The sequence below is a fragment of the Streptosporangium sp. NPDC002721 genome, from assembly GCF_042888905.1.
In the GTDB taxonomy this organism is placed as follows: Bacteria; Actinomycetota; Actinomycetes; order Streptosporangiales; family Streptosporangiaceae; genus Streptosporangium.
Genome location: NZ_JBIAQI010000002.1, coordinates 199,587 through 223,252 on the forward strand (window position 1 = coordinate 199,587; position 23,666 = coordinate 223,252).

Here is a 23,666-nt window from a genome sequence, read left to right on the forward strand (position 1 = left end):
CCGGGGCCTCAGGAGATCAGAGCGGGCAGCCGGGTGGCGGCGCCGGCGAGGTAGGCGCCGAGCTCCGGGGGGACGATGTTGAGGGCGGAGATCTCGGCCGGGTCGAGAGGGAGCCGCACCACCTCGTACTCGCCGCGGGCCGGGTCGTCGAACTCCGGGCCGCAGCGCAGCGCGGGGTCCATGGAGACCAGACGGCAGCCGTAGACGTGCTGGGTCTTGACCCCCTCGTCGCGCAGGCACTCCAGGGTGGTCAGCGGGGTGACACCGGAGACAACGGCGCCCAGCTCCTCCATCACCTCGCGGTGCAGGGTGTGCTCCAGCGAGGCGTCCTCGGGCTCGACGTGGCCGCCGGGGATGGACCAGTAGAGCTCCTTGCCGGGGACCGTGCGCCGGAACACCACCAGCCGGTCGTCGTCGAGGAGGACGGCGCGGACGCTCGGTACGGCAGACATGGGGCCATTGTGTCACCACCGTGTCACCGCTCCGACGGCACGACCCGCCACCTCGCGGGAAGCGGACTCTAGTGGTGGTCCCTGCGCAGGCGCTTGAGGTCGGAGCGCTGCTTCTTGGCGGCGATCCGCCGCTCGACGGCGCCCCTGCTCGGCTTGGTCGGGCGGCGCTTCTTGGGCGGCGGGGCGATCGCCTCGCGCAGGATCTGGGCCAGGCGCATCTCGGCGGCCTCGCGGTTGCGCAGCTGGGAGCGGAACTCCGAGGCGGCGATGGTGATCACGCCGTTCACCAGGCGGGGATCGAGGCGTTCGAGGGCGCGGGCCTTGAACACCGGGCCCAGCGCCTCGGTGGCGGCCAGGTCGAAGCTGAGCTCGACCCGGCTGTCGGTGGTGTTGACCCCCTGGCCGCCGGGGCCCGATGAACGGGAGAAGCGCCAGCCGAGCTCGGCCTCGGGGACCGAGACCGAACCGCTGATCTGGAGCGGACCGGGCATGGCGATGACTTCCTTCTCACGGGGGTGTGCGGGTTTCCAGCGTACCGAGGAGCCATAAGTGTGGATCAAATGGTTTTATGCCCAGTTTGATCCCAATTGATGATTTTCGAATCGCGGCCGGGGTCGTCTCGGCCTTGTCGCGCGGGGTTCCCTTCCGCCACAGTTGCCCGGGGGCACACCTTTGCCCGAAAGCACATGCGGTCAAACATCCGCGAGAACAGGGCATCCGAAGCAGGAGGCGGGGGCGTATGAACACGATCGTCGGCGTGCACGGTATCGGCAAGTACCGCTACTACCGCGACGCGGGTAACTCGGTCGGCGGCGCCGCCCTCGCGATGCGCGACAAGTGGGACCGCTACCTGCACAAGGGCCTGACCGGTGGCAGGCCGCACGCCAAGGAGCGCTACGTCACCGAGATCGCCTACTACGCCCACCTGCTGGGCGAGAGCAAGAACGACTCCGCGCGCGCGGTGCGGAGCATGGACGCCGGCGCCCAGGAGGTCTTCGTCGCCTGGGCCAAGCAGCTCGACGCGGTGGGGGAGGGGCTGACCGGCGCCCTGCACCGGATGACGAGCTGGCTGCTGGACCGGCTGGAGGTGAACGCCGCCGACTTCGCCGCGCTCTTCTGTCCCGAGGTCGCCGCCTACATGGCCGCCGGGGGCGAGACGCGGGCGAAGTGCCGGGCGGCCGTGGCCGAGGTGATCAGGCGGAACCGCCCCAAGGTGGTGATCGCGCACTCGCTGGGCAGTGTGGTGACGTACGAGACGCTCTGGGCCAACCCCGACCTGGAGGTCGACCTGCTGATCACCCTCGGCAGCCCGCTCGGCATGCGCAACGTGATCTTCGAGCGCCTGACGCCCGCCCCGGTCAACGGCTGGGGTGAGCGTCCCCGCAAGGTGAAGCGGTGGGTCAACATCGCCGACAAGGACGACATCGCGGCGATCCCGCCGGGGCTGAGGGCCTGCTTCACCGGGGTCGACCAGGAGTCCATGGTCGACCTCGACTGGATCGACTTCCACACCGTGGAGAAGTACCTGGGCTGCGGCGCTCTCACCCCGCACCTCAAGCCGTACCTGACCTGACCCCTCATCGCGCGATCCGGTGCCGTACGGCTACCGGTGGGAGGCCGGCCCTTCGCCGTGATGTCGCCCGCAGGTCGGCCGTTGTTCAATCACCGTGGGTAAGGCACTCGTCTGTGCGGCGGCTGTTCACCTCGCCTTGATTCGCAGGTCACAACGGGGAAAGCTGGAACGGGTGCACTGATGACGTGGAGCAGAAGCCGTCACGCAGAGTGTTCCTTTCCGTCGCCGCCGCGGGTACGAGCGGCCTGTTGCTGACCGGGGCGGGGCTCGGCCCGTCCCGGATGCCCTCCCGGGCCCTCGCCCGCGACCCGTTCACCCTCGGCATCGCCTCCGGCGACCCGTCGCGGGACGGCGTCGTGCTGTGGACCAGGCTCGCCCTCGACCCGCTCGGCCTGAACGGCCGGGGTGGCATGCCGGTGAGGGACGTGGACGTCGAATGGCAGCTCGCCACCGACGAGCGGTTCTCCAAGGTGGTCCGCAAGGGCACCGGGAGCGCGCGCTGGAAGCGGGCGCACAGCGTCCACGTCGAGGTCGACGGCCTGGAGCCCGGCCGGGAGTACTTCTACCGCTTCCGCGCCGAGGGCCACCTGTCGCCGACCGGCCGCACGCGTACGGCCCCGTCCGCCGTGTCCTCCATGTCCGCGTCGTCCGCGCTGACCTTCGCCGTCGCCGCCTGCGCCCACTACGAGCACGGCTTCTACACGGCGTACCGCAGGCTGGCCGAGCAGGACCCGGAGCTGGTCGTGCACCTGGGCGACTACATGTACGAGTACGGCCCCCAGGGGTACACGGCGCTGGGCGGGAGCGTCCGGCAGCACACCTGGGGCAAGTGCGCCACGCTGGCCGACTACCGGATGCGCCACGCGCAGTACAAGAGCGACCCCGACCTGCAGGCGGCGCACGCGGTCGCGCCGTGGCTGGTGGCCTTCGACGACCACGAGATCGAGAACAACTGGGCGGGGGACGTCTCCAGCTCCGGCGCCCCCGCGTTCGCCCGGCGCAGGGCCAACGCCTTCCAGGCGTACTACGAGAACATGCCGCTGCGCAGGACGAGCGTGCCCGGAGGGGCGGCGATGCGGGTCCACCGCCGGGTCGACTGGGGGCCGCTGGCCCGTTTCCACCTGCTCGACACCCGGCAGTTCCGCGACGACCAGGCGTGCGAGGACGGGCTTCGGTCCGGCTGCGACGACCGGCTCGCGACCGGCCGCACCCTGCTCGGCGAGGACCAGCGGCGCTGGCTGCTGGACGGTCTCGCGAGCTCGGACGCCCACTGGAACCTGGTCGGCCAGCAGATCCTGATGGCCCAGCGCGACTCCAAGGTCGGGCCGGGGACCGAGGTCAACATGGACTCCTGGGACGGCTACGCCGCCGAGCGCACCCGCCTGCTCACCGGTTTCCGCGACTCGGGCGCGTCCAACCCGGTCGTGCTGACCGGCGACGCGCACATGCACCACGCGGCGGACCTCAAGCTCGACTTCGACGACCCCGACTCGCCCCGCGTGGCCGTGGAACTCGTCACCTCCTCGATCGCGAGCGACGGCGACGGCTACCGGGACGAGGGCCGGATCGCCGAGACGGTCGCCGAGAATCCGCACATCTCCTATCTCGACCAGCGGCGCGGCTACATCGTCTGCCGGGTCACCCAGGAGGAGCTGCGCGCGGACTTCCGCACGCTCGACTACATCAGCAGGCGCGGCGCCCCCGCCAGGACCGGCGCCCGCTTCACCGTCCCGTCGGGACACGCGGCCCTGACCTGAAGCCCGCCGCCAGGGCAGTGGGTCCTGACCTGGGACGTGCCGTCAAGACAGGCGGCACTGACCTGAAACGTGAGAGGAATTCCGAAAGATTTATTGGATGATGCCGCTTATGAGTCCCCTCGCCACGAGGCTCACCGCCGCGGCTCTCGCCGCGGCGCTGGGCGGCACCCTCCTTTCCCCGACCCCCGCCACAGCCGCCGGATCCGCTTTACCCGTTTTATCCGCTTCAGCTTTGTCCGCCGTACCCGCCGCGGCGCCCTCCGACTTCGGGTACGTGATCACCTTCCCCAAGCACGTCCAACGGGGCGGGTCCCTCGTCTACTCCGTGAAGGTCCGCAACAGGAAGGCCCGCGGCCAGCACTACGTGGCGCTCGTCGGGGACTTCTCGAAACGCTTCCGCAAGATCCGGGTGATCGCCAAGCCGCGCAGCGTCAAGTGCTCCGTCAAGGGCCGCAGTCTGTCGTGCTGGATCACCTCCCTCGACAGGGGCGACTCGACGACCGTGCGGATCCGGGCCTGGGCCGGCTCGCGCCGGGGCACCGCCACCGCCTCGTTCGGGGTGATCGCCACGTCCGACGCGGACGCCGACATCCGCAAGCTCCGCAAGGAGATCGGCCGCAAGATCAAGGCCAGCACGCGCATCCGCTGACCCCGGCCCCGCCTCGGAGCCCGAAGCCGGGAGCCCTGAACCCGCGAGCCGGAACCCGGGAGCCCTGAACCCGCGAGCCGGAACCCGGGAGCCCTGAACCCGCGAGCCGGAACCCGGGAGCCCTGAACCCGCGAGCCGGAACCCGGGATCAGATCCCGGCCCGGTTCCGGGGGCGCGGGGAGGCACCGTTCGTCTTCGGGGCCGGGGTCGCCTGAAGGAGATCCTCGATCACGAGGGTGGCGGCGCCCAGCGCCACCGAGTCGACGCCCAGGCGGCCCAGCCCGATGGAGACCGTCTTGTACGGCTGCGCCAGGCAGTTGTCCGCGACGACCTTCCTGATCCTCGTCAGCAGGTGCTCGCCGAGCAGCACCCCGGCCCAGCCGCCGATGATGATCCGCTCGGGATTGAACAGGTTGATCAGGTTGGCCAGCCCGACGCCGAGGTAGGTGACGGTCTCGTCGATCACCGGTGAGCCCCCGGCCACCAGCGCGGCCAGCGCGGCCTGCTCGTCGACGGTCTCCGTCCAGACCCCGGCACGTTCCAGGATGCCCCTGGCTCCCACGTACGCCTCCAGGCAGCCCGCCCCGCCGCAGCGGCACCGGTGCCCGCCGACCATGATCTTCGTGTGGCCCCACTCGCCGGCGCTGCTGTTGGCCCCCAGGTAGGTGGCCCCGTCGGTGATGATGCTCGCGCCGACCCCCGAGCCGATCAGCACCACCACCGCGTGCCTGGCCCTGCGCCCGACGCCGAACCACAGCTCGGCCTGCCCCATCGACTTGGCGCCGTTGTCCACGAAGAGCGGCAGGTCGGTGCCCTCCCGCAGCAGCCTGCCGAGCGGGACCGCGTCCCACCCGAAGGTCGGGGCGTGGATCAGGGCGTCGGGCCCCGTCTCGACGATCCCCGGGACGCCCACCCCCACGCCGAGCACCCGGTCCCTGGGCACGCCGCTCTCGTCGAGGACCACGTCGATGCCCGCGAGGATGTGGCGGACGACCTGGTCGACGTCGTGCCCGGTGGGGCGCAGCGCGTACTCGGCCCTGGCCTGCCGGTTCATGTCCAGGTCGAAGAGCTCGACGCGCACGTGCGTCTCGCCGACGTCGACGCCGACGGCGTAGCCGTGGGTGGTGTTGACCCGCAGCAGCACCCGGGGCCTGCCCCCGTCGGAGTCCGCCAGACCGGCCTCGACGATGATCCCGCTCGTGAGCAGGTCTCCCGTCACGTTGCTCACGGTGGCGGCGCTGAGCCCGATGGTCTCGCTGAGCTCCTGGCGGCTGGCGGGTCCCCCGAAGTAGAGGGCACGCAATACGATCGCCCGATTGCCCCGGCGGAGATCGCGAACGGTCCTCTGCTGTACGTCGAACATGATGAACATCTTAGGTAGCGGCGTGAATTAAGTGGCCGTCATTTCCCTCCCACCGGTGGTGAAGGCCCATATCGGCCACCCCGGCCCCGTACTCGGCCACCCCGGCCCCCTACCGCGAGGCGGCCGGACTCGCGAAGGCGTAGCCGAACAGGGTGTCGCCGGGAGCGCTGTCGAGGGTCCTCGCCGACGACGGGCGGATGCCCGGGTAGGAGCCCTTGCGCACGCTCCCGCGCAGCAGGGTGAGCCTGCCGTCGCCCGGGGCGGCGACGACCAGGCCGCGGCCCGCGACCGCGGCCAGGGCCCCGCCGAAGTCGCCGCCCTTCCCGGTGACCAGCAGGTTGTGGTTTTTGGTCAGGCCGCCGGAGCGGGTTCCCGCGAGCACCTGGACGGCGTTCTCGCCCGGTACCCCGATCGCCAGCTCGTCGTCTCCGTCCCCGTTGAGGTCCCCGGCCGCGAGGGCGGCGCCGAAGCGGTCGAAGTAGCGTGGCTCCCCCTTCAGGGAGCGCTGCGACCAGGCCTCGGAGGTCGCCGTACGCAGCCCGGAGCCGGAGCCGTAGACGACGTGCACGGTCCCGTCGCCGTAGTCCATCGCCCGCTGGTTGGCGCTCAGCCCCTCGCCCGGCACGCCGATCGCCAGGTCGTCGCGGCCGTCGGCGTTGAAGTCACCGCCGGCCAGGGCGTTGCCGAAGAAGTCCCAGACCTCGGCGACGCCGGTGATCCAGGGGCTGTCCTGGGTGAGCATGGTCGCCCTGCGCCGCCGGAGGTCGAGGACGGTGACCGAGCCCTGGCCGTTCTTCAGCAGCGTGTCGGCGGGCGTGCCCACCGCGATCTCGGCCCGGCCGTTCCCGTCGAAGTCCCCGGTGGCGAGCACCGCGCCGAACTGGTCGGTCTCCCGCTCGCGCTGCCCCACCCAGCCGGTCTCCTGCGTGATCATGTACGGCTTGCGCCCCTTGAGCCCGTACACCCCGACCGCGCCGCCGCCCAGCCCGGGGGCGCCGATCACCAGCTCGTCGTCTCCGTCGCCGTCCAGGTCCCCGGCCGCGAGCGCGGCGCCGAACCGGCTCGGACCACGCTTGCGGCCCATATCCCCGGCGTCGATCACCTTGCCGGGCCGCAGGCCGTCGGGGGAGCCGTGGAACAGCTGCACGGCGCCGTCGCCGTCCTCTCCCGGCCGGGAGCGGTCCTCCTCGGAGACGCCCACGGCCAGGTCGGCGCAGCGGTCGCCGTCGAAGTCGCCGGTCGCCAGCGCCGAGCCGAACGAGTCCCCGGTCTCGGCCTCGCCGGGCACCCCGGGGTCGTCCTGGGTCAGCTTCCCCGCGGTGCGCATGCCGTACAGCACGGTGACCGACCCCGCGCGGGCGTGGCCGCCGACGCGGGTGTAGGGCGCGGCGACCGCGAGATCGGCCCGCCCGTCGCCGTCGAAGTCGGAGGGCACGCCCGAGCAGGCGGCCGACGCCACGGCGGGGGAGGCGGGGACCAGCAGGGAGGCGAGGACTGCGGAGGCGAGGAGCGCGGCTCTCATACCTGGGATGGTTTCCGGTGATTCGGACACGCGGCCCACCGGGACATGAAATCCATGTGGCCGGTACGCGTAAAGAACATGCCAGGATTGACGGCATGGAAATCGACCTGGCCGACCTGGGGTTCTGGCGGCGGCCGCTCAAGGAGCGGCATGAGGCGTTCGCGCGGCTTCGGGATCTCGACAAGCCGGTGTTCTTCGAGGAGAAGCGGGTCCCGCTGCTCCGCTCGGGCAAGGGTTTCTACGCGCTGGTCCGGCACGCCGACGTGGTGGAGGCGAGCCGCAACGCCAAGGTGTTCTCCAGCGAGCCCGGCGTGACCAGCCCCGAGCCGCCCGGCTGGGTCAAGCACGTCTTCGGCGAGTCCATGGTCAACATGGACGACCCCCGGCACGCCAGGCTCCGCCGTATCGTCTCCCGCGCGTTCAGCCCGAAGATGCTGGGCGGCCTGCAGGGCGACATCGACGCCGCGTGCGCGCGGATCGTCGACGACGTGACCGCCTCGGGGCCCGGCGACTTCGTCGGCCAGGTGGCCGCCAAGCTGCCCATCCACGTCATCTGCGACATGATGGGCGTCCCCGACGACGTGCGGGCCAAGGTCCACCAGCACGTCGACATCTCCACCGCCTACTCCGGCGTACGGCCCAGCCTGGCGCACACCGTCAGGATGGCCGCCCAGAACACGCTCGCGCTGCTCGCCCTGCAGCGCCTGGTGATCAACCTGGGCAAGGAGCGCGCGCAGGCGCCGCGCAACGACCTCGTCTCGGCGCTCGTCACCGCCAACGTCGACGGCGAGAGGCTGACCGACCGCGAGCTGGGGTCGTTCTTCACGCTGCTGCTCGTGGCGGGCAACGAGACGGCCCGCAACACCATGGCGCACGGCATCAAGCTGCTGACCGACAACCCCGAGCAGCGGCGCCTGCTCGCCGACGACTTCGACGCCCACATCGGCGGCGCGATCGAGGAGATGGTCCGCTATGTCTCGCCCATCATGCAGTTCCGCCGAACCGTCACCGAGGATTACGACCTGCGCGGCCTGCACCTGAAGGCGGGCGACAAGGTCGTGCTCTTCTACGGTTCGGCCAACCGCGACGAGACGGTCTTCCCCGACGCCGACCGGTTCGACATCACTCGCGACACCAAGCCCCACGTGGGCTTCGGCGGCCCCGGGCCGCACTTCTGCCTGGGCGCCAACCTCGCCAGGCAGGAGATCAAGGCGATGTTCCGCGCGCTGTTCACCCGGCTGCCGGAGATCCGCTCGGTCGGCGAGCCCGAGCTGCTGGTGTCCAACTTCGACAACAGCGTCCGCAGCCAGGCGTTCACCTTCTGACGTCCCCGAAGGTCACTTGCCCGGCTGGGGGGCCGTCACCGGGCAGCCCACCTTCGGCTCCGTCGGAATCAGGACGTTCTCCCGGATGGTGAGGAAGGTGATCAGCGCCGCGCCGGCCAGCATCGCCGCGCTGATCAGCATCGTCGTGTGGAACCCGGCGGTGAAGATCTCGGGGGAGTCGAAGGCGTCGCCGGTCAGCCCGGCCAGCGGGGGGATCGCGGCCACCGCGAGCAGCCCGCCGGTCCTGGCGACGGCGTTGTTGACCCCGCTGGCCACCCCCGCGTGCCGCTCGGCGGCGGTGGCCAGCACCGTCGCGGTGAGCGGCGCGACCGCCGCCGACAGGCCCAGCCCGAACAGGGTCGCCGGGAGCAGCACGTCCACCACGTACGACGAGCCGGGGCCGATCCGCGACATCAGCAGCAGGGCCCCGGCGCAGACCAGGATCCCGGCCGTCATCGGCAGCCGGGGCCCGAGGCGCCTGGCCAGCTCGCCCGCCCGCGACGACAGCAGCAGCATCAGGACCGTCACCGGGATCATCGAGGTCCCGGCCAGCAGCGGGGAGAAGCCCGCCGACACCTGAAGTTGGACGACCAGGAGGAAGAACACCACGCCCATCGCGGCGTACATGACGAAGGTGACGACGTTGACCGCGGTGAACACCCTCGACGCGAAGACCTCGACCGGCACGAGCGCGCCGGGCGAGCGCCTGATCTCCAGCCAGACGAACGCCGCGCCCAGCAGCACGCCCGCCGCGACCGGGACGATCTCCAGGTCGATCAGGCCGTAGGTGATCCCGGCCAGCGCCAGCGCCGCGAGCACCGCGCCCAGGACGTCGAACCGGCCGCCCGCCGAGGGATTCCTGCTCTCCGGGACGTGCCGTACGGCGACCGCCACGACGAGGGCCGCCATCGGCAGGTTGATCAGGAACACCCAGCGCCATCCGGCCGTCTCCACCAGCCACCCGCCGAGCAGCGGGCCGACGGCCGCGGCCACCCCGCCCAGCCCCGACCACGCCCCGATCGCCCTGGGCCGGTCGTCGCGGGCGAAGGAGGCCTGGATGATCGCGAGGGACCCCGGGGTGAGCAGCGCGCCGCCGATCCCCTGCAGGGCGCGGGCCGCGATCAGCGTCTCCACGTTGGGCGCCAGGCCGCACAGGGCCGACGCGACGGCGAACCAGACGACGCCGATCAGGAAGACCCTGCGCCTGCCGTAGCGGTCGCCGAGCGACCCGCCGAGCAGGATCAGGCCCGCCAGGGTGAGGGTGTAGGCGTTGACCGTCCACTGCAGCCCCGCCATGTCGGCGCCGAGATCGGCGCCCAGCGCGGGCAGGGCCACGTTGACGACCGTGCCGTCCAGCATGGCCATGCCGGAACCGAGCACGGTGGTCAGGAGAACCCAGCGCCCCTTCGCGGAGGTGAAACGGATGTGCCCATTGTCCATGCCGTTCATCATCGCCGACCGTACGCACTGGCCTGACCAGCGTCAGAGCCCCGCGAGCGGCCCCGAAGGGTCTCGCCGGCAATCCCGCGGGCGTTTTCGGAAATGGTCGCCGGGGATCTGGGCAGGGCTCCGGAGGATCGGGAGGGGCGACCTCGGCGGTACGGCCGGAAGTGTCGCGCGCCTCTGGTAGGACGGTCGTTGTCACAGTCGAGCCTGACGGGGAGCCTCCGATGGACCACACAGAGTTCAACGACCATGTCGACGGTCTCTACCGGGGAGACTACGCGGGCCTGCCCATCGTGAGCCTGCGCCCTCCGGGCGCCCCCATGCCCCCGGCCGGTGAGGCGGCGTGGCGCGTCTCGGTCCGCGTCTACGACGCCAAGGAGACCTTCGAGGAGCACTTCGCGCGCTTCGTCGAGACCGTCGACACCACCCAGGTCAGGGCGCTGATCATCGGAGGCTGGGAGGACGCCTACGAGAAGGAGGCGTCGGCCCCCGTCCGGCTGCTGGCGGAGAGCGCGGCGCGCTTCCCCGCCCTGCGCTCGCTCTTCTTCGCCGCGATGCCGCAGGAGGAGTGCGAGATCTCCTGGATCCAGCAGAGCGACGTCACGCCGCTGCTGGAGTCCTTCCCGCTGCTGGAGCGGCTGGAGGTCCGGGGCGGGACGGGCCTGGAGCTGCGGCCGGTCCGGCACGAGCACCTCAGGGTGCTGCGCTTCGAGGCCGGAGGGCTGCCCGCCTCCGTGGTCAGGGGGATCGGCATGAGCGAGCTCCCCGCCCTCGAACACCTGGAGGCCTGGCTCGGCACGAGCGAGTACGGCGGCGAGACCACCGCGGCCGACCTGGAGAACATCCTGTCCGGCGAGCGGCTGCCCGCGCTCGGGCACCTGGGGCTGCAGAACAGCGAGATCCAGGACGAGGTCGCAGCCCTCGTCGCCGACGCCCCCGTCGTGGCCCGGCTGCGGTCGCTCTCCCAGTCGATGGGCGTGCTCACCGACACGGGCGCCGAGGCCCTGCTGTCGGGGCAGCCCCTCACCCATCTCAAGCGCCTGGACCTGCACCACCACTACCTGACCGACGCCATGCTCGAACGTCTCACGGCGGCGTTCTCCGGCTCCGGCGTCGAGCTCGACGTGTCCGACCAGAAGGAGGCCGACGGCGAGTGGCGCTACGTCGCGGTCGCCGAGTGACCACGATCGCCGCCGCCAGTGGCGGGCCGGGTGACCGGCGGGTGTCCACGATCGCCGCCGGTGCCACCGGCGGTGATCGCGGAGTGCCCGAGATCGCCGTCGGCGACATCGAAGGCGGTCGTCGAGTGCCCACGATCGCCGCCGGTGGCACTGGAGGCGGCCGTCGAGTGCCCACGATCGCCGTCGTCGGCACGCCGGGAGACCGGCGGGTGACCATGTTCGCCGACGCCTGCGTCCGGCGGGGGCTGGACGAGCCCGCCGTCGTGCCGTGGACGTCCGTGCTGCGCGGCGAGGAGATCGGGTTCGGGCCGGGCACCCTCGTACGGATCGACTCGCCCGGGGAGGACGCCGAGGCGGACGCGCTGCTGCGCGGGCCCGGCGAGCCGTCCAGGGTCGGCGGCGGCGCCCGCTGGCACGCCGGGTTCGTCGCCGGGGCCGCCCGGGTCCGGCGGGCCGTGGCCGCGACGCCGGGGGCCGTGCTGCTCGCCGACGTCGAGGACGTCTCGGTGATGTTCGACAAGCGGTCGTGCCACGCCAGGCTGTCGGCGGCCGGGGTGCCGGTGCCGCCGGCCCTCGCCGGGCCGGTCGGCGGCTACGCGGAGCTGCGCGAGCGGATGGGTGAGGCCCGCTGGGGCCGGGTGTTCGTCAAACCGGCCCACGGCTCCTCGGCCTCCGGGATCATCGCCCTGCACGCGTCGGGCCGCCGGGTCAGGGCGGTGACCTCGGCGGAGCCGGCCTCCGGCGAGCTGCACAACTCCCTGCGGCTCAGGTGTTACGAGGACGAGGCCGACGTGGCGGCGATCGTCGACCTGCTCGCCCCGGACGGCCTCCACGTCGAGCGCTGGTTCCCCAAGGCGAGCGTCGGCGGGCGCGCGATCGACCTCAGGGTGGTCGTCGTGGACGGCACGCCCACCCACGCGGTCGTCCGCGCGGGCCGCGGGCCGATGACCAACCTCCACCTGGGCGGCGTACGGGGTGATCTGGGCGCGGTCATCACCGCTCTCGGCCCCCACGGGTGGGAGCGGGCCCTGGAGATCTGCGCGCGGGCGGCTGCCCGCTTCCCCGGGAGCCTGGCCGTCGGGGTCGACCTGATGATCGGGGTCGACTGGCGGGAGTTCGCGGTGGCCGAGGTCAACGCGTTCGGAGACCTGCTCCCCCGGCTGGAGGGCCTGCCCGGCAGCGGGGCCGAGGGCCTCGACACCTACGACGCCCAGGTCCGCGCGATCCTCACCCGGTACGCCCCGACGAGCCCAGGCAGGAGCCGGGATCCGGTGGGCTCGGAAGGGAGCCGGGACGCCCTGGCAGGCCCCGGCACGCCCCGGCGAGAGGTCGGGAGGGGGCGGTCCGGTGCGTGACATGAACGAGGTGGTGGGCAGCCACGACCTGCTGCTGGTGACGCTCGACACCCTCCGTTACGACGTGGCGGAGGAGCTGATGGCGGCCGGGCGGCTGCCCACCCTGGCGCGGGCGCTGCCCGGCGGGCGCTGGGAGCGCCGGCACAGCCCGGGAAGCTTCACCTACGCCGCGCACGCCGCGATCCTCGCCGGTTTCCTGCCGACGCCCGCCGAGCCGGGGCCGCACCCGCGCCCGTTCGCCGCCGCGTTCCCCGGGAGCGAGACCACGGTCCCGGGCACCTGGGTGTTCGACGCCCCCGACCTGCCCGCCGGGCTGGCGAAGGAGGGGTACCACACGGTCTGCGTCGGGGGAGTCGGGTTCTTCAACAAGCTGACCCCGCTGGGGTCCGCGCTGCCGGGACTGTTCGCCGAGAGCCACTGGGAGCCGGGGTTCGGGGTGACCGCGCCGGCCTCGTTCGAGGCGCAGATCGCCCACGCGGAGCGGGTGGTGGCGGGAGCCGACCGGCCGGTCTTCCTGTTCGTCAACGTCTCGGCGCTGCACCAGCCCAACTGGTTCCACCTCCCCGGGGCCACCCGCGAGCACGGCGACAGCCGCCTGAGCCAGGCCGCCGCGCTCGAGTACGTCGACCGGCACATCGGCAGGCTGTTCGCGCTGATGAGCGAGCGGCGGCCGGGATTCGCGATCGTCTGTTCCGACCACGGCACCGCTTACGGTGAAGACGGATATACCGGGCACAGGATCGGTCACGAGGTCGTCTGGACCGTGCCCTACGGGGAGTTCACGATGGAGCGGGGGGAATGGCGATGAGCGCGGGTTCCGGCCGGGTGCCGTGGGTGGCGGACGAGAGGCCTCTCGCCGATGCCCCGGCCGAGGCGAGCCCGTACCAGGGCTACGTCTACGCGTACCCCCACAAGACGGCCTACCGGCCGCTGGACCCGCGGCCGGCGCTGGCGGAGGTGTGGGCGGGGGAGGTCGTCGAGCGCCTCTTCCTCTACCTGCACATCCCGTTCTGCGAGATGCGCTGCGGGTTCTGCAACCTGTTCACCAGGACCGGCGCCCCCGAGGAGCTCGTCGCCGCCTATCTCGACGCGCTGGAACGCCAGGCGGGGGCCGTACGGGAGGCCCTGGGCGATCCCCGGTTCGCGGCCGCGGCCGTCGGCGGCGGCACGCCGACCTACCTGAGCGCCGCCGAGCTCACCCGGATGTTCGACCTCACCGAGCGGATCACGGGCGCCGACCTGCGGGCCGTCCCGATGTCGGTGGAGACCTCCCCGGCGACCGCGACGGCCGACCGGCTCGCCGTCCTCGCCGAGCGGGGCGCGACCCGCGTCTCGATCGGCGTGCAGAGCTTCGTCGACGCCGAGGCCCGCGCGGCGGTCAGGCCGCAGCGGCGGCGGGAGGTCGAGACGGCGCTCGGCCGGATCCGCGAGGCGGGGTTCGAGGCGCTCAACATCGACCTGATCTACGGCATCGACGGGCAGACGGAGGCGTCCTGGCGCCACTCGCTGGACGCCGCGCTCGCCTGGAAGCCCGAGGAGATCTACCTCTACCCCCTGTACGTCCGCCCGCTCACCGGCCTCGGGCGCCGCGCCCGCGACTGGGACGACCACCGCCTCACCCTCTACCGTCAGGGCCGCGAGCACCTGCTCGCCGCCGGGTACGACCAGGTCTCGATGCGGATGTTCCGGCTCCCCGGGCGCGAGAGCCCGGCCGAGTACACCTGCCAGAGCGACGGCATGGTCGGCCTCGGCTGCGGTGCCCGCTCCTACACCTCCGGCCTGCACTACTCCTACGAGTACGCGGTCGGCGCCGGTCAGGTGCGCGCGATCATCGACGACTACGTGCGCCTGGCCCCCGAGGAGTTCGCGGTCGCCAACGTGGGGTTCCGGCTGGACGACGACGACCGGCGCCGCCGCCACCTCATCCAGTCGCTGCTCCAGGCCGACGGCCTCGATCCCGAGGCCTACCGCGCCCGCTTCGGGGCCGGTCCCGAGGCCCACTTCGGCGCGGAGCTGGAGCACCTGGCCGCGCGGGGCCTGCTGGAGCGCGACGCCCCGGCGCCGCCCGGGGGCGGGAGCGGCGGGCCCGGACGGCTCCGGCTCACCGCCGAGGGCCTGGCCCGCTCCGACGCGATCGGCCCCGCGCTGTTCTCCGGCAGGGTCCGCGCGCTGATGTCCCGGTACGAGGACCGGTGACGGCGTCGCGGGGCGGGACCGGTGACCTCCGGGAGGCAGCCGGATCGGGCGCGCTTCGAGAGGACGCCGGGGCGGCACGCGCCGCCGGCCGTGATCGCGGCCATCTGACGATCCTCTACCGGGGGCCGCTGGCGAGCTGCGACTACGACTGCCCCTACTGCCCGTTCGCCAAGCGGCGCGACGATCGGGGGCAACTGGCGAGGGACCGGGCGGCGCTGGAGCGGTTCACCGCGTGGGTGGCCGGGCGTGACCATCCGGTCTCGGTGCTGTTCACCCCCTGGGGCGAGGGTCTCGTCCGGTCCTGGTACCGCCGGGCGATGGTCGAGCTGAGCCACCTGCCCCACGTGCGCCGGGTCGCCATCCAGACCAACTTCAGCTGCCGGCCCGGCTGGCTGGCCGAGGCCGACCTGGACACGCTCGCCCTCTGGGTGACCTACCACCCCGGCCAGGTCCCCTACGAACGCTTCCTCGGCCGCTGCCGCGACCTCGTCGCGCGCGGGGTCCGCTTCAGCGTCGGCGTCGTCGGCCTGCCCGAGCACCTCGGCCAGGCCCGCCGCCTGCGGGCCGACCTGCCGGGGGAGGTGTACCTCTGGGTGAACGCCGCCGAGGGCGCCCTCTACACCGGCGACGAGGCGGACGCCTGGACGGCGATCGACCCGCTGTTCCACCACAGCCGGACGCCGCACCGGAGCGCGGGCCTGCCCTGCCGTACGGGCGACAGCGTGATCTCCGTCGACGGCGACGGCACCGTGCGGCGCTGCCACTTCGTCCCGGCCGTGCTCGGCAACCTCTACGACGGCACGTTCGGCCCGAGGGCCACGGCGTGCCCGGTGGCGATGTGCGACTGCCACATCGGCTACGTGCACCTGGAGACGACCGGCCTCTACGACGTCTTCGCCGGGGGGATCCTGGAGCGGATCCCCGCCCGTCTCTCCGGGGGCTGAACAGGGGCGGCCGGTTCGCTGGGGACGGGTGGGCCGAGGTCAGGCGCGTTTGCGCTGGGTGATCCTGCGGGTCCACCGCACGGCGCGCCGCACCACGGGACCGGCCAGGCTGATCTCCGAGGTGGCCTTCCTCAGGGCCTGGGTCGCCGCCCGTGACTCCGCCGTCGCCTTCTTCAGCTCCGCCGCGGTGCGCCGGAGATCCTCACCGAGCTTCCTCAGCGTGGCGGCGTCGTCCGCGGGGGCCGCGGGCTTCTTGATCTGGTTGACCCGGACGAGATCCCAGCCGTCGAACGCGTCCGTGGTGTGCCACAGGTCCTCGCGGGACTCCAGCCAGCGCAGCAGGCGCTCCCTGATCGGGGCCGCGTCCCCCCAGGTCGCGTAGAGCTTCTGCGTGCTGACGCATATCGGCTCCAGGCCCAGCTTCGACACCGCCTCCCAGACGGCCATCGCCACCCCGGGCGTGTGCACGCTCCGGTAGTCGTCGAAGACGACGATCCCGTCGGGGCGCAGGACCTTCCTGGCCGACAGGACGTCCTGCCGTACGTGGACGTACAGGTGCGAGGCGTCCACATGGACGAACCTGCACGACTCGGCCGCGACGTGGTCGAGAATGATCGAGGTCGGGCCGTGCACGATCCGCGGGAGCGCGTCGTGGAAGGTCAGGTAGTTCTCCTCGAACCTGTCCCGGGTGAGCGCGGAGTAGGACCGGCTCGTCTCGGCGTCGTTGGCGGCCTCGGGCGCCTCGGACTCGAAGAGGTCGCAGACCGTGAACACCTCGCCGGGACGCGCGTGCGCCCCGATCATGACCGCGCTCTTGCCGAGGTACGTCCCCAGCTCCAGCAGGTCGCCGGGGGAGTCCTCGGTGGCCTGCCCGGACAGGATCCATTCGAAGAGCCGCTGGTCGGTGCCCCAGAACCAGCCGGGGATCCGGTCGAGCGACTTCGGGGTGATCTCTGTTCTCACCGCTGACACGGGCTTCACTGCTGACATGGCCGGACCGTAGCAGCGGGGAACGGCGGCCGGGCGGCTGTTGGCCTGATGGTCGCCCACGGTGTGCCCGCGCGACACGTGGCCGTCGGCCGCCGCTCACCCGGCGGCCCGCGCCCGCTCTCCCACCGGGGCTCGAATCCGGTCCGGCTCGAATCCGGTCCGACGCGGATCTGGTCCGGGGCGGATACGGTCCGGGGCTCAGATTCGGACTGGGCTTAAATCCCGTCCGGGACGCTTCGGCAGCCCAGGCCGCGGAGCACGAAACCGGAGACGATCCTCTCGGCCTCCTCGGGCGTCACCTCGCCGCCGAGCAGCGGTACCCGTTCGGCGCCGATGACGGTGAGGATCATCCGGGCGGCGGCGGCCACATCGGGGACCTGGAAGTCGCCCGACGACACGCCGCTGTCGATGATGCCCGTCAGGATGCGCTGCATCGGCTCGACGTGGTCGGCCAGGCGCTGGTAGGCGTCGGGGCCCAGCGCGGCCGACAGGTCGGCGGGGCCGGGGTGGGGGTGGGCGAGCAGCCCGTCGAGCTGGAGCCTGACGAAGACCCGCAACCGCTCGGCGGGCGAGGCCCGGTCGGGCAGCTCCCGCTCGTAGCTGTCGATGAAGTAGTGCGTCACCCGCTCGGTGAAGGCGAGCAGCAGCGCGGCCTTGTCGGGGAAGTAGTTGTACAGGACGGTGCGGGTGATCTCGGCCTCGTTCGCCACGTCGGTCATGGAGATGGCGTCGATGCCCTGGTCCCGCGAGAGACGCGAGACCGCGCGCAGGATGCGATCCTGTGTCTGGACGCGGTGCTCGCCGATGGTCGCGGCCGAAATCCGGGGCATGGCCCCATGGTCGCACAGCCCCGGCACCCCGTCAGGCGGCCCGTGTCCGGGGCCGGTGACGGCCGGCGAGGAAGCGACGGCCGGTCATGAAGGCGGCCTGTGTCCGGGGCCGGTGACGGCCGGCGATGAAGTGACGGTCAGCGATGAAGGCGGGCCGTGAGCATCGCGTTGCGCATGTCCTCGGCGCTGGGCGGCGGGGGGAGCGGGGGAGCGTTCCGGTCGGCGCGGCCGGTGCGGCACGCGTCGAGGATCAGGCCGATCAGCCGCCGCCACGCCTTCGGGGCGGCGCAGCGCGTAGAGGCGAGCACCCCGGCGTTGGCCATCATCATCAGCATCAGGTCCTGGCCGGTGAAGTCGGCGCGCAGCGCCCCGGAGCGACGGGCCCGCTCGATCACCCGGTCGACCGCCTCCAGCGCCCGTGCCCTCGGCGCCTCCAGCGCCACCCCGGGGAAGCAGGAGGTGAGACCTTCGGTCACCCCCTGGTCGGCGGCCTGCATGCCGCAGACGTGCTCGACCAGCCCGGCGAACCCCTCCCAGGGGTCGTCGGCGAGCTCCGCGGCCTCGGCGACCTCGACGAACTCGGCCATGCGGTCGGCCAGGATCGCCTCGATGAGCGCCTCGCGGTCGGGGAAGCGCCGGTAGAGCGTGGCGATGTTCACCTCCGCCCGGCGGGCGATCTCCTCCAGGGGCACGTCGAGCCCGCCCTCACGGAACGCGACCCGCGCCGCCGCCACGATCCGTTCCCGGTTGATCTCGGCATCCTTGCGCAGTCCCCGCCCCTTGCACGCGTCCATGAGCCGATTCTACAAAGTGAAGGCCAACCTGCGGTTGTGCTACGGTGGCCCCTCAAGCGAAGGGCTGCCTTCACTTATCCTCTCGGAGAACACCATGAACATCGTCCTGTGGGTCGTGCAAATCCTGCTCGCCGGGGCCTTCTTCTTCGCCGGTCTCATCAAGGCCACCAAGCCCCGCGAGAGCCTGTCGGGTCAGATGCCCTGGGTGGAGGACTTCTCGGACGGCCAGGTCAAGATCATCGGAATCCTTGAGGTGCTGGCCGGGATCGGGCTCATCCTGCCCGCCGTCACCGGCATCCTGCCCATCCTCACCCCGATCGCCGCCGCGGCCCTGGTGATCACGATGATCGGCGCCCTCGTCGTGCACCTCCGGCGCAAGGAGTACCCGGGGATCGTGGTCAACGTGGTCCTTCTCGCGCTGTCCGCCTTCGTGGCCTGGGGCCGCTTCGGCCCCTACTCCTTCTGACTCTTTCCGGGGCGCTCCTCGCGCTCCGGCGTTCAGGGCCGCTGAACGCGAGAACGCTCCGGTACGGGATCCCGTACCGGAGCGTTCCCATGTCCGGTGAAGGCGTCGCCGAAGGCGGGGTCAGGCGACGAGCTCGGAGCGGGCCACCCGGCCGAGCTCGCCCAGGACCTCGGTGTTGAGCAGGTACGCGAGCCTGGTCTCGCGGATCAGCCGGCCCTTCTCGGCCTCGTTCAGGGGAAGCGCGTCCAGCCGGGCCCGGTACTCGTTCTTGAAGCGGGGCAGGCTGCCGATCCCGTCGAAGAGGTAGAAGTCGACGCCGCCACCCGGCTGATAGCCGTAGATCTTCTGCAGCTCCATCCGGATGAACTGCCCGCCGGACAGGTCGCCCATGTAGCGGGTGTAGTGGTGGGCGACGTAGCCGCCCGGCCAGGTGGACACCTGGTTGATGCGGGCCACCAGGGTCAGGGTCGGCCTGGAGGGCTCGATCCTGGACCTCCAGCCGGACCCGTAGATCGTCTCAAGGTCGCGGACCAGCGCCTCCTCCCGGTAGAGCTCGGGGATGACGAACGGCGCGGCGACGGGGTCCGAGGCCAGCGAGCGGGAGGCGCTCTCCAGGGCCACGTAGGCGAAATAGTGCTGGGCGACCATCTCTCCGTAGGCCTCGGGGCTGAGGCTGCCCGCCATCAGCGCCTTGAGGTAGCTCTCGTCCTCGGCGGACTCGTGGTCACCCCAGGTGGCGTTCCTGAGAACTTCGGAGAAGGGCGATTCGCTCATGATCACTCCGCGACGAGGAAACCTTTTATGACGCAGTGTCACAAAAGCCGGGCCACCTCGTCAAGCAGATGACGACACCCTGTCATTTAATCGCCTGCGCATCGATCCCGGAAGGCAGACGAGCGCGAGAACGGCCGCGAACACCGGGAACCAGGCCAGCCGGTGCGCCACCCAGACCGGCTCGTCGGGCGCGGCCAGCAGGCCGGGCACGTCGCCGAACCGCAGGGCGCCGAGGGCGAGCACGGCGAGCGCGCTCTGGTGCCACAGGAAGAGCGTCATCGCCGACAGGTTGGCCAGGGCGACCACCGCCCACAGCCGGGGGCGCCGCACCAGCCGGGCCAGCGGCGCGCGTACGAGCAGCGCCAGCCCCACCTGGGCGAGCCCGAAGCAGACCACGGCCAGGCTCGGCGGGCTGAGGTTGGAGACCGGGGCCCCGGTCACGCCGACCATGCTCGCCGGGTACCCGAACCCGGCGACCAGCAGCGCCGCCCCGGCCGTCCCACCGGCGAGCAGGCCCGCCGCCACCCGGCGCGAGCCGAGCATCCCGCGCGCCCAGGCGATCCCCAGCGCGTACGGGACCAGCCATCCGGCCGCCAGGTTCGCCCACCCCGTCCAGGCGGGAGCGCCGAGCCCGAACCTGGCCAGGTCCACCCCGAGCACGACCGCGAACGCCACGACGGCCGTGACGACCGGGTGCGCGCGCAGGAGGAGAGGGGTGGCCGCGGTCAGCGCGGCGAAGACGGCCAGGAACCACAGCGGCCCGATCGCCGGGAGCGTCATCACCCTGATCGTTCCCGCCGAGGTCCCGCGCAGCGCCATCCCCGCCGCGATCCCCGCCCAGACCAGGAGCAGCGGCACCACCGGTCCCAGCAGCCTCCCCATCCTGGCCCGCACCCAGATCCCGGCCCGGTCCGCGCCGTCCCCGGTCTCCCGGCGAGGACGACGCGAACCGGGCGCCGCCGCGAGGTCCGTACCGCGCGACGGAGCGGAAGGAACCGTGAAACCCGCCTCGCGGGTCTTCGGTTCGCGGGTTTCTGAGGGTTCGTGAGTTTTTGAGGGTTCGCCGGTCTTCGAGGAGGCGCGGGCCTTCGAAGCGCCCGCCGCCGGCCGGAGGCCGCGCGCCGCCGCGTAGCCGCCGACCAGGAAGAACACCGCCAGCGTCTGGAACACCCACGACAGCGGCGTGAGCCCGGGCAGGTGGGCGAGGGGGCTGGACAGGTGGATCACCCCGGCCGTGGCCGGGTCCCAGGCCGTCACCAGCCAGTGCCCCAGCACCACGCCCGCGATCGCCAGGGCCCGCAGCGCGTCCGCCCCGCGGTCCCTGTTCCCGGGGGTGGCCGCCTCGATCCCGGCCACGAGACCGGCCCTGGGACCGGCCATGGGACTAACCACGGGACACCTCGCCGCCCCGGCCGAGCGCGATCAGGGTCAGGTTGCGCAGGGACTCGCCGCCGGGTGCGAAGTAGTCGCTGTGCCCGGCGGAACCGGTACCGAACAGGCGGGCTCCGAAGGCGGGGGCGGCGGGATCGGGACCGAACCCGAGCGGCCCGATCCTGAGCTTGGGCACCTCACGCATCCAGTCGCGGGCGCCGCTGCCCGCCCACAACCGGGTTCCGCCCAGCTCGGCGGCCGACGAGACGCCCAGCCCCGGGCTGCCGAAGACGGCCGTGTCCGCGACCCCGGAACCGGGCACGGCCCCGGCGCACACCACCGAGCCGTAGCTGTGGCACAGCAGGCTGACCCGTTTCCCCACGAGCGTCCCGGTGACGTACCGCCGCAGGTCCGAGGCGCCCCTTTCCGCGGCCCCGCCGGTCAGCACCCCGAGGCTGAGCGTCGCCGGGCTGTCGTAGCCGAGCCAGGCGACCACCGCCAGCCTCGCCCCCGGATCCAGCGCCCGAGCCTCGGCCAGCAGCGCCCGCGCCCCGCCCCCCGGCGTGCTGTACGGCTTGGCCCTGCCGCCGTCGAAGGTGGCGGCCGTGGTGTCGGAGCCGGGGACGACGACCGCGACGTGCTCCGCCGCGCCGAGGTCCCCGTAGACCCGCACCACCCGGTCGCCGGCGGGTGGCGGGACCGTCACGTAGGCGAGCGCCGCGGCGACGGCCACGGCGAGCGCACGGCGGACCACGCGAGCCCCGGCGAGCGTACGAGGGATCATGCGAGCCTCCTGTCCGGTCTGGTGAACCGAACAGAACGCTAGGAATCACGGCCCGTCACCCGCGTCCCCCCGAGGAGGTCACCTTCCCCGTCCCTCCCGGGCGCGAGGGAGGTGACCTGGGAACGCCCGCGGGCCGATCCCGGTGAGGCTCAGGGGATGTACACCTCGTAGTAGAAGCCCGCCGGATAGGGGCCACCCCCGCGGAACCAGTGGCAGTAGAGGACCCCGGTGTACTGACCGTTCTGCGCGGCGTCCTGGAATGCGACGTCGCATTCGGACAGGGTCTGGTAGGGGCCCTGCAGGTACCAGTCCCGTGTCGGCCAGCTCGCCACGGCCACGGCCGCGCCGGTCTGGGTGGCGGCGAGGGCGGGCGCGGCACCGGCCAGGACACCGGCGCCCAGCGCCAGGGCGAGTACGGCGGAATGTGATCGGCGGATCCTCATCGTGGGTGACTCCTCACGTCCGGGAAGGAGAACACCTTCAGATGAGCACCGGCCATCGGGCTTGGGGAGATACTGGTTCCCCATATTGCGGCTCTATGGGACGTCGTCTCGCGAGCGTTGTCGCGGGTCCCGATGAGGGCACCTCACCGGGACCCGGACGGCGGGGGTCTCATGCTCCGCCCACGCCCGGCACACCGCCGTGGACGGGCCCGGCGATAAACTCCGCCCCATGGAGACGGAACGGTTGGTCATGCGCAGATGGCGGGATGACGACCGGGAGCCGTTCGCGGCCCTGAACGCCGACCCCGAGGTGATGGAGCACTTCCCGGCCCCGCTGACCAGGCCGCAGAGCGACACGATGGTCGACAAGATCGAGCGGGCCTTCGACGAGCAGGGCTACGGCCTCTGGGCGCTGGAGGTCAGGGAGACGGGCCGGTTCGTCGGCTTCACCGGCCTGATGTGGCAGCGCTTCGACGCGCCCTTCACCCCCGCCCTGGAGGTCGGCTGGCGGCTGGCCAGGCACGCCTGGGGGCACGGGTACGCCATAGAGGCGGCCAGGCGGGCCGTCGCCGAGGGCTTCGCGGTGGCCGGGGTGGACGAGATCGTCTCCATGACGACCCGGCTCAACACCCGCTCGCGCGCGGTGATGGAACGGCTGGGCATGACCCGCGACCCGGCCGACGACTTCGACCACCCGGCGGTGCCCCGAGGCCACCTGGTGCGCTCCCACGTCCTGTACCGGCTCGGACGGCCATAGCGACGAGCGGTCCCGTTCACTCGCCCGGCCGGACCAGGCCCGTCTCGTAGGCGTGGACGATCGCCTGGGCGCGGTCGCGCAGGTTCAGCTTCGCGAGGATACGGCTCACGTGGGTCTTGACGGTCTGCTCCGACAGGACGAGTTCCCCGGCGATCTCCTGGTTGGACCTGCCGCGCGCGATGAGGGCGAGCACCTCGGTCTCCCGCTCGGTGATGTCGTCCAGCCGCCCGCGCGGGCGGCTCGGGCCGATGCGGGCGAACTCCGCGATCAGCCGTCTGGTCACCGAGGGCGCCAGCAGTGCCTCCCCGGCCGCCACCACCCGGACCGCCTCGGCGAGCTGCTGCGCGGAGGCGTCCTTGAGCAGGAACCCGCTCGCCCCGGCCCGCAGCGCCTCGTACACGTAGTCGTCGAGGTCGAACGTCGTCAGGATCAGGATTCTCGGCGCGGGGCCGGCGGACCGCATGATCTCCCGTGTCGCCACGAGGCCGTTCATGACCGGCATGCGCACGTCCATCAGCACGACGTCGGGCCGCAGCTCGGCCACCCGCGTAACGGCCTCGGCGCCGTTGGCGGCCTCGCCGACGACCTCGATGTCGGGCTGCGAGCTCAGGAAGACGGTGAAACCGGTCCGTACCATGCCCTGGTCGTCGGCGATGAGCACCCGGATCGTCATCGAATCTCCTTGAGCAGGGGA

General features: G+C 72.2%; 24 protein-coding genes. 11 read left to right on the forward strand and 13 right to left on the reverse strand.

What is annotated here, in order from left to right:
- Positions 1-8 precede the first annotated feature (8 nt).
- A complete protein-coding gene (locus ACFYWM_RS03090) occupies positions 9-452 on the reverse strand; it encodes an NUDIX domain-containing protein (RefSeq protein ID WP_389907844.1) in 444 nt (147 codons plus the stop codon).
- Between the two features lie 68 nt (positions 453-520).
- On the reverse strand, positions 521-943 hold the full coding sequence (gene arfB, locus ACFYWM_RS03095) for an alternative ribosome rescue aminoacyl-tRNA hydrolase ArfB (RefSeq protein WP_389907846.1): 423 nt from the start codon (positions 941-943) through the stop codon (positions 521-523).
- Between the two features lie 248 nt (positions 944-1,191).
- Here arfB and ACFYWM_RS03100 point away from each other — a divergent pair, with 248 nt between their 5' ends.
- The 3 genes from ACFYWM_RS03100 to ACFYWM_RS03110 all read left to right on the forward strand — a co-directional run bounded on the left by ACFYWM_RS03100 (position 1,192) and on the right by ACFYWM_RS03110 (position 4,431).
- Positions 1,192-2,025 carry a hypothetical protein gene (locus tag ACFYWM_RS03100; protein WP_389907848.1) on the forward strand — a complete coding sequence of 278 codons (834 nt, stop codon included), beginning with the start codon at positions 1,192-1,194 and terminating at the stop codon, positions 2,023-2,025.
- 185 nt (positions 2,026-2,210) lie between these two features.
- The gene (locus tag ACFYWM_RS03105; RefSeq protein ID WP_389907850.1) at positions 2,211-3,782 is read left to right on the forward strand and encodes an alkaline phosphatase D family protein; all 1,572 of its coding nucleotides are present in this window, start codon (positions 2,211-2,213) and stop codon (positions 3,780-3,782) included.
- Positions 3,783-4,014: 232 nt separating this feature from the next.
- Positions 4,015-4,431 carry a hypothetical protein gene (locus ACFYWM_RS03110; protein WP_389907852.1) on the forward strand — a complete coding sequence of 139 codons (417 nt, stop codon included), beginning with the start codon at positions 4,015-4,017 and terminating at the stop codon, positions 4,429-4,431.
- A 148-nt stretch (positions 4,432-4,579) separates the two neighbouring features.
- Here ACFYWM_RS03110 and ACFYWM_RS03115 read toward each other — a convergent pair whose 3' ends face one another.
- Both ACFYWM_RS03115 and ACFYWM_RS03120 read right to left on the reverse strand, forming a co-directional pair.
- A complete protein-coding gene (locus ACFYWM_RS03115) occupies positions 4,580-5,794 on the reverse strand; it encodes an ROK family protein (RefSeq protein WP_389907854.1) in 1,215 nt (404 codons plus the stop codon).
- 109 nt (positions 5,795-5,903) lie between these two features.
- Positions 5,904-7,316 carry an FG-GAP repeat protein gene (locus ACFYWM_RS03120; RefSeq protein WP_389907856.1) on the reverse strand — a complete coding sequence of 471 codons (1,413 nt, stop codon included), beginning with the start codon at positions 7,314-7,316 and terminating at the stop codon, positions 5,904-5,906.
- Positions 7,317-7,411: 95 nt separating this feature from the next.
- Between ACFYWM_RS03120 and ACFYWM_RS03125 the strand changes: the two genes are divergently transcribed.
- Positions 7,412-8,641 (forward strand): cytochrome P450, encoded by a 1,230-nt coding sequence (locus ACFYWM_RS03125; RefSeq protein WP_389907858.1) that lies wholly within the window; start codon positions 7,412-7,414, stop codon positions 8,639-8,641.
- Positions 8,642-8,653: 12 nt separating this feature from the next.
- Here the strand turns inward: ACFYWM_RS03125 and ACFYWM_RS03130 are convergent, their stop codons facing one another.
- Positions 8,654-10,081: an MFS transporter gene (locus ACFYWM_RS03130; protein ID WP_389907860.1), complete on the reverse strand. Its 1,428-nt coding sequence runs from the start codon at positions 10,079-10,081 to the stop codon at positions 8,654-8,656.
- 230 nt (positions 10,082-10,311) lie between these two features.
- Between ACFYWM_RS03130 and ACFYWM_RS03135 the strand changes: the two genes are divergently transcribed.
- The 5 genes from ACFYWM_RS03135 to ACFYWM_RS03155 all read left to right on the forward strand — a co-directional run bounded on the left by ACFYWM_RS03135 (position 10,312) and on the right by ACFYWM_RS03155 (position 15,763).
- Positions 10,312-11,268, forward strand: a complete 957-nt coding sequence (locus tag ACFYWM_RS03135; RefSeq protein ID WP_389907862.1) for an STM4015 family protein — start codon at positions 10,312-10,314, stop codon at positions 11,266-11,268.
- A 215-nt stretch (positions 11,269-11,483) separates the two neighbouring features.
- Complete coding sequence (locus ACFYWM_RS03140; RefSeq protein ID WP_389908260.1) at positions 11,484-12,623, forward strand: STM4014 family protein; 1,140 nt, start codon at positions 11,484-11,486, stop codon at positions 12,621-12,623.
- A gap of 1 nt (position 12,624) precedes the next feature.
- Positions 12,625-13,431 carry an STM4013/SEN3800 family hydrolase gene (locus tag ACFYWM_RS03145; protein ID WP_389907864.1) on the forward strand — a complete coding sequence of 269 codons (807 nt, stop codon included), beginning with the start codon at positions 12,625-12,627 and terminating at the stop codon, positions 13,429-13,431.
- Positions 13,422-14,819 carry an STM4012 family radical SAM protein gene (locus tag ACFYWM_RS03150; RefSeq protein ID WP_389907866.1) on the forward strand — a complete coding sequence of 466 codons (1,398 nt, stop codon included), beginning with the start codon at positions 13,422-13,424 and terminating at the stop codon, positions 14,817-14,819. The genes ACFYWM_RS03145 and ACFYWM_RS03150 overlap by 10 nt, the downstream gene beginning before the upstream one ends.
- A gap of 104 nt (positions 14,820-14,923) precedes the next feature.
- Complete coding sequence (locus ACFYWM_RS03155) at positions 14,924-15,763, forward strand: STM4011 family radical SAM protein (RefSeq protein ID WP_389908262.1); 840 nt, start codon at positions 14,924-14,926, stop codon at positions 15,761-15,763.
- Between the two features lie 39 nt (positions 15,764-15,802).
- Here ACFYWM_RS03155 and ACFYWM_RS03160 read toward each other — a convergent pair whose 3' ends face one another.
- The 3 genes from ACFYWM_RS03160 to ACFYWM_RS03170 all read right to left on the reverse strand — a co-directional run bounded on the left by ACFYWM_RS03160 (position 15,803) and on the right by ACFYWM_RS03170 (position 18,377).
- Complete coding sequence (locus tag ACFYWM_RS03160) at positions 15,803-16,753, reverse strand: class I SAM-dependent methyltransferase (protein ID WP_389907868.1); 951 nt, start codon at positions 16,751-16,753, stop codon at positions 15,803-15,805.
- A 215-nt stretch (positions 16,754-16,968) separates the two neighbouring features.
- Complete coding sequence (locus ACFYWM_RS03165; RefSeq protein WP_389907870.1) at positions 16,969-17,583, reverse strand: TetR/AcrR family transcriptional regulator; 615 nt, start codon at positions 17,581-17,583, stop codon at positions 16,969-16,971.
- Positions 17,584-17,720: 137 nt separating this feature from the next.
- On the reverse strand, positions 17,721-18,377 hold the full coding sequence (locus ACFYWM_RS03170; RefSeq protein WP_389907872.1) for a TetR/AcrR family transcriptional regulator: 657 nt from the start codon (positions 18,375-18,377) through the stop codon (positions 17,721-17,723).
- A 94-nt stretch (positions 18,378-18,471) separates the two neighbouring features.
- Here ACFYWM_RS03170 and ACFYWM_RS03175 point away from each other — a divergent pair, with 94 nt between their 5' ends.
- Entirely contained in the window at positions 18,472-18,843 is a 372-nt protein-coding gene (locus tag ACFYWM_RS03175; protein ID WP_389907874.1) for a DoxX family protein, read from the forward strand.
- A gap of 120 nt (positions 18,844-18,963) precedes the next feature.
- Here ACFYWM_RS03175 and ACFYWM_RS03180 read toward each other — a convergent pair whose 3' ends face one another.
- The 4 genes from ACFYWM_RS03180 to ACFYWM_RS03195 all read right to left on the reverse strand — a co-directional run bounded on the left by ACFYWM_RS03180 (position 18,964) and on the right by ACFYWM_RS03195 (position 22,215).
- Positions 18,964-19,617: a heme oxygenase (biliverdin-producing) gene (locus ACFYWM_RS03180; protein ID WP_389907876.1), complete on the reverse strand. Its 654-nt coding sequence runs from the start codon at positions 19,615-19,617 to the stop codon at positions 18,964-18,966.
- Between the two features lie 60 nt (positions 19,618-19,677).
- Positions 19,678-21,009: an acyltransferase gene (locus ACFYWM_RS03185; protein WP_389907878.1), complete on the reverse strand. Its 1,332-nt coding sequence runs from the start codon at positions 21,007-21,009 to the stop codon at positions 19,678-19,680.
- A complete protein-coding gene (locus tag ACFYWM_RS03190) occupies positions 21,002-21,772 on the reverse strand; it encodes an alpha/beta hydrolase (RefSeq protein ID WP_389907880.1) in 771 nt (256 codons plus the stop codon). The genes ACFYWM_RS03185 and ACFYWM_RS03190 overlap by 8 nt, the downstream gene beginning before the upstream one ends.
- A 149-nt stretch (positions 21,773-21,921) precedes the next feature.
- On the reverse strand, positions 21,922-22,215 hold the full coding sequence (locus ACFYWM_RS03195) for a hypothetical protein (protein ID WP_389907882.1): 294 nt from the start codon (positions 22,213-22,215) through the stop codon (positions 21,922-21,924).
- Positions 22,216-22,444: 229 nt separating this feature from the next.
- Here ACFYWM_RS03195 and ACFYWM_RS03200 point away from each other — a divergent pair, with 229 nt between their 5' ends.
- Positions 22,445-22,972, forward strand: coding sequence for a GNAT family N-acetyltransferase (locus ACFYWM_RS03200; protein WP_389907884.1), 528 nt, complete (start codon positions 22,445-22,447; stop codon positions 22,970-22,972).
- 16 nt (positions 22,973-22,988) lie between these two features.
- Here ACFYWM_RS03200 and ACFYWM_RS03205 read toward each other — a convergent pair whose 3' ends face one another.
- A complete protein-coding gene (locus tag ACFYWM_RS03205; protein WP_389907886.1) occupies positions 22,989-23,645 on the reverse strand; it encodes a response regulator in 657 nt (218 codons plus the stop codon).
- Positions 23,646-23,666: the final 21 nt, after the last annotated feature.

Coding starts and splice junctions, on each gene's coding strand:
- ACFYWM_RS03200 (WP_389907884.1), top strand. CDS start 22,445: ATGGAGACGGAACGGTTGGTCATGCGCAGATGGCGGGATGACGACCGG.
- ACFYWM_RS03125 (WP_389907858.1), top strand. CDS start 7,412: ATGGAAATCGACCTGGCCGACCTGGGGTTCTGGCGGCGGCCGCTCAAG.
- ACFYWM_RS03145 (WP_389907864.1), top strand. CDS start 12,625: ATGAACGAGGTGGTGGGCAGCCACGACCTGCTGCTGGTGACGCTCGAC.
- ACFYWM_RS03165 (WP_389907870.1), bottom strand. CDS start 17,583: ATGCCCCGGATTTCGGCCGCGACCATCGGCGAGCACCGCGTCCAGACA.
- ACFYWM_RS03195 (WP_389907882.1), bottom strand. CDS start 22,215: ATGAGGATCCGCCGATCACATTCCGCCGTACTCGCCCTGGCGCTGGGC.
- ACFYWM_RS03180 (WP_389907876.1), bottom strand. CDS start 19,617: ATGAGCGAATCGCCCTTCTCCGAAGTTCTCAGGAACGCCACCTGGGGT.
- ACFYWM_RS03140 (WP_389908260.1), top strand. CDS start 11,484: ATGTTCGCCGACGCCTGCGTCCGGCGGGGGCTGGACGAGCCCGCCGTC.
- ACFYWM_RS03170 (WP_389907872.1), bottom strand. CDS start 18,377: ATGGACGCGTGCAAGGGGCGGGGACTGCGCAAGGATGCCGAGATCAAC.
- ACFYWM_RS03120 (WP_389907856.1), bottom strand. CDS start 7,316: ATGAGAGCCGCGCTCCTCGCCTCCGCAGTCCTCGCCTCCCTGCTGGTC.
- ACFYWM_RS03090 (WP_389907844.1), bottom strand. CDS start 452: ATGTCTGCCGTACCGAGCGTCCGCGCCGTCCTCCTCGACGACGACCGG.
- ACFYWM_RS03130 (WP_389907860.1), bottom strand. CDS start 10,081: ATGGACAATGGGCACATCCGTTTCACCTCCGCGAAGGGGCGCTGGGTT.
- ACFYWM_RS03175 (WP_389907874.1), top strand. CDS start 18,472: ATGAACATCGTCCTGTGGGTCGTGCAAATCCTGCTCGCCGGGGCCTTC.
- ACFYWM_RS03115 (WP_389907854.1), bottom strand. CDS start 5,794: ATGTTCGACGTACAGCAGAGGACCGTTCGCGATCTCCGCCGGGGCAAT.
- ACFYWM_RS03100 (WP_389907848.1), top strand. CDS start 1,192: ATGAACACGATCGTCGGCGTGCACGGTATCGGCAAGTACCGCTACTAC.
- ACFYWM_RS03205 (WP_389907886.1), bottom strand. CDS start 23,645: ATGACGATCCGGGTGCTCATCGCCGACGACCAGGGCATGGTACGGACC.
- ACFYWM_RS03135 (WP_389907862.1), top strand. CDS start 10,312: ATGGACCACACAGAGTTCAACGACCATGTCGACGGTCTCTACCGGGGA.
- ACFYWM_RS03160 (WP_389907868.1), bottom strand. CDS start 16,753: ATGTCAGCAGTGAAGCCCGTGTCAGCGGTGAGAACAGAGATCACCCCG.
- ACFYWM_RS03190 (WP_389907880.1), bottom strand. CDS start 21,772: ATGATCCCTCGTACGCTCGCCGGGGCTCGCGTGGTCCGCCGTGCGCTC.
- arfB (WP_389907846.1), bottom strand. CDS start 943: ATGCCCGGTCCGCTCCAGATCAGCGGTTCGGTCTCGGTCCCCGAGGCC.
- ACFYWM_RS03150 (WP_389907866.1), top strand. CDS start 13,422: ATGGCGATGAGCGCGGGTTCCGGCCGGGTGCCGTGGGTGGCGGACGAG.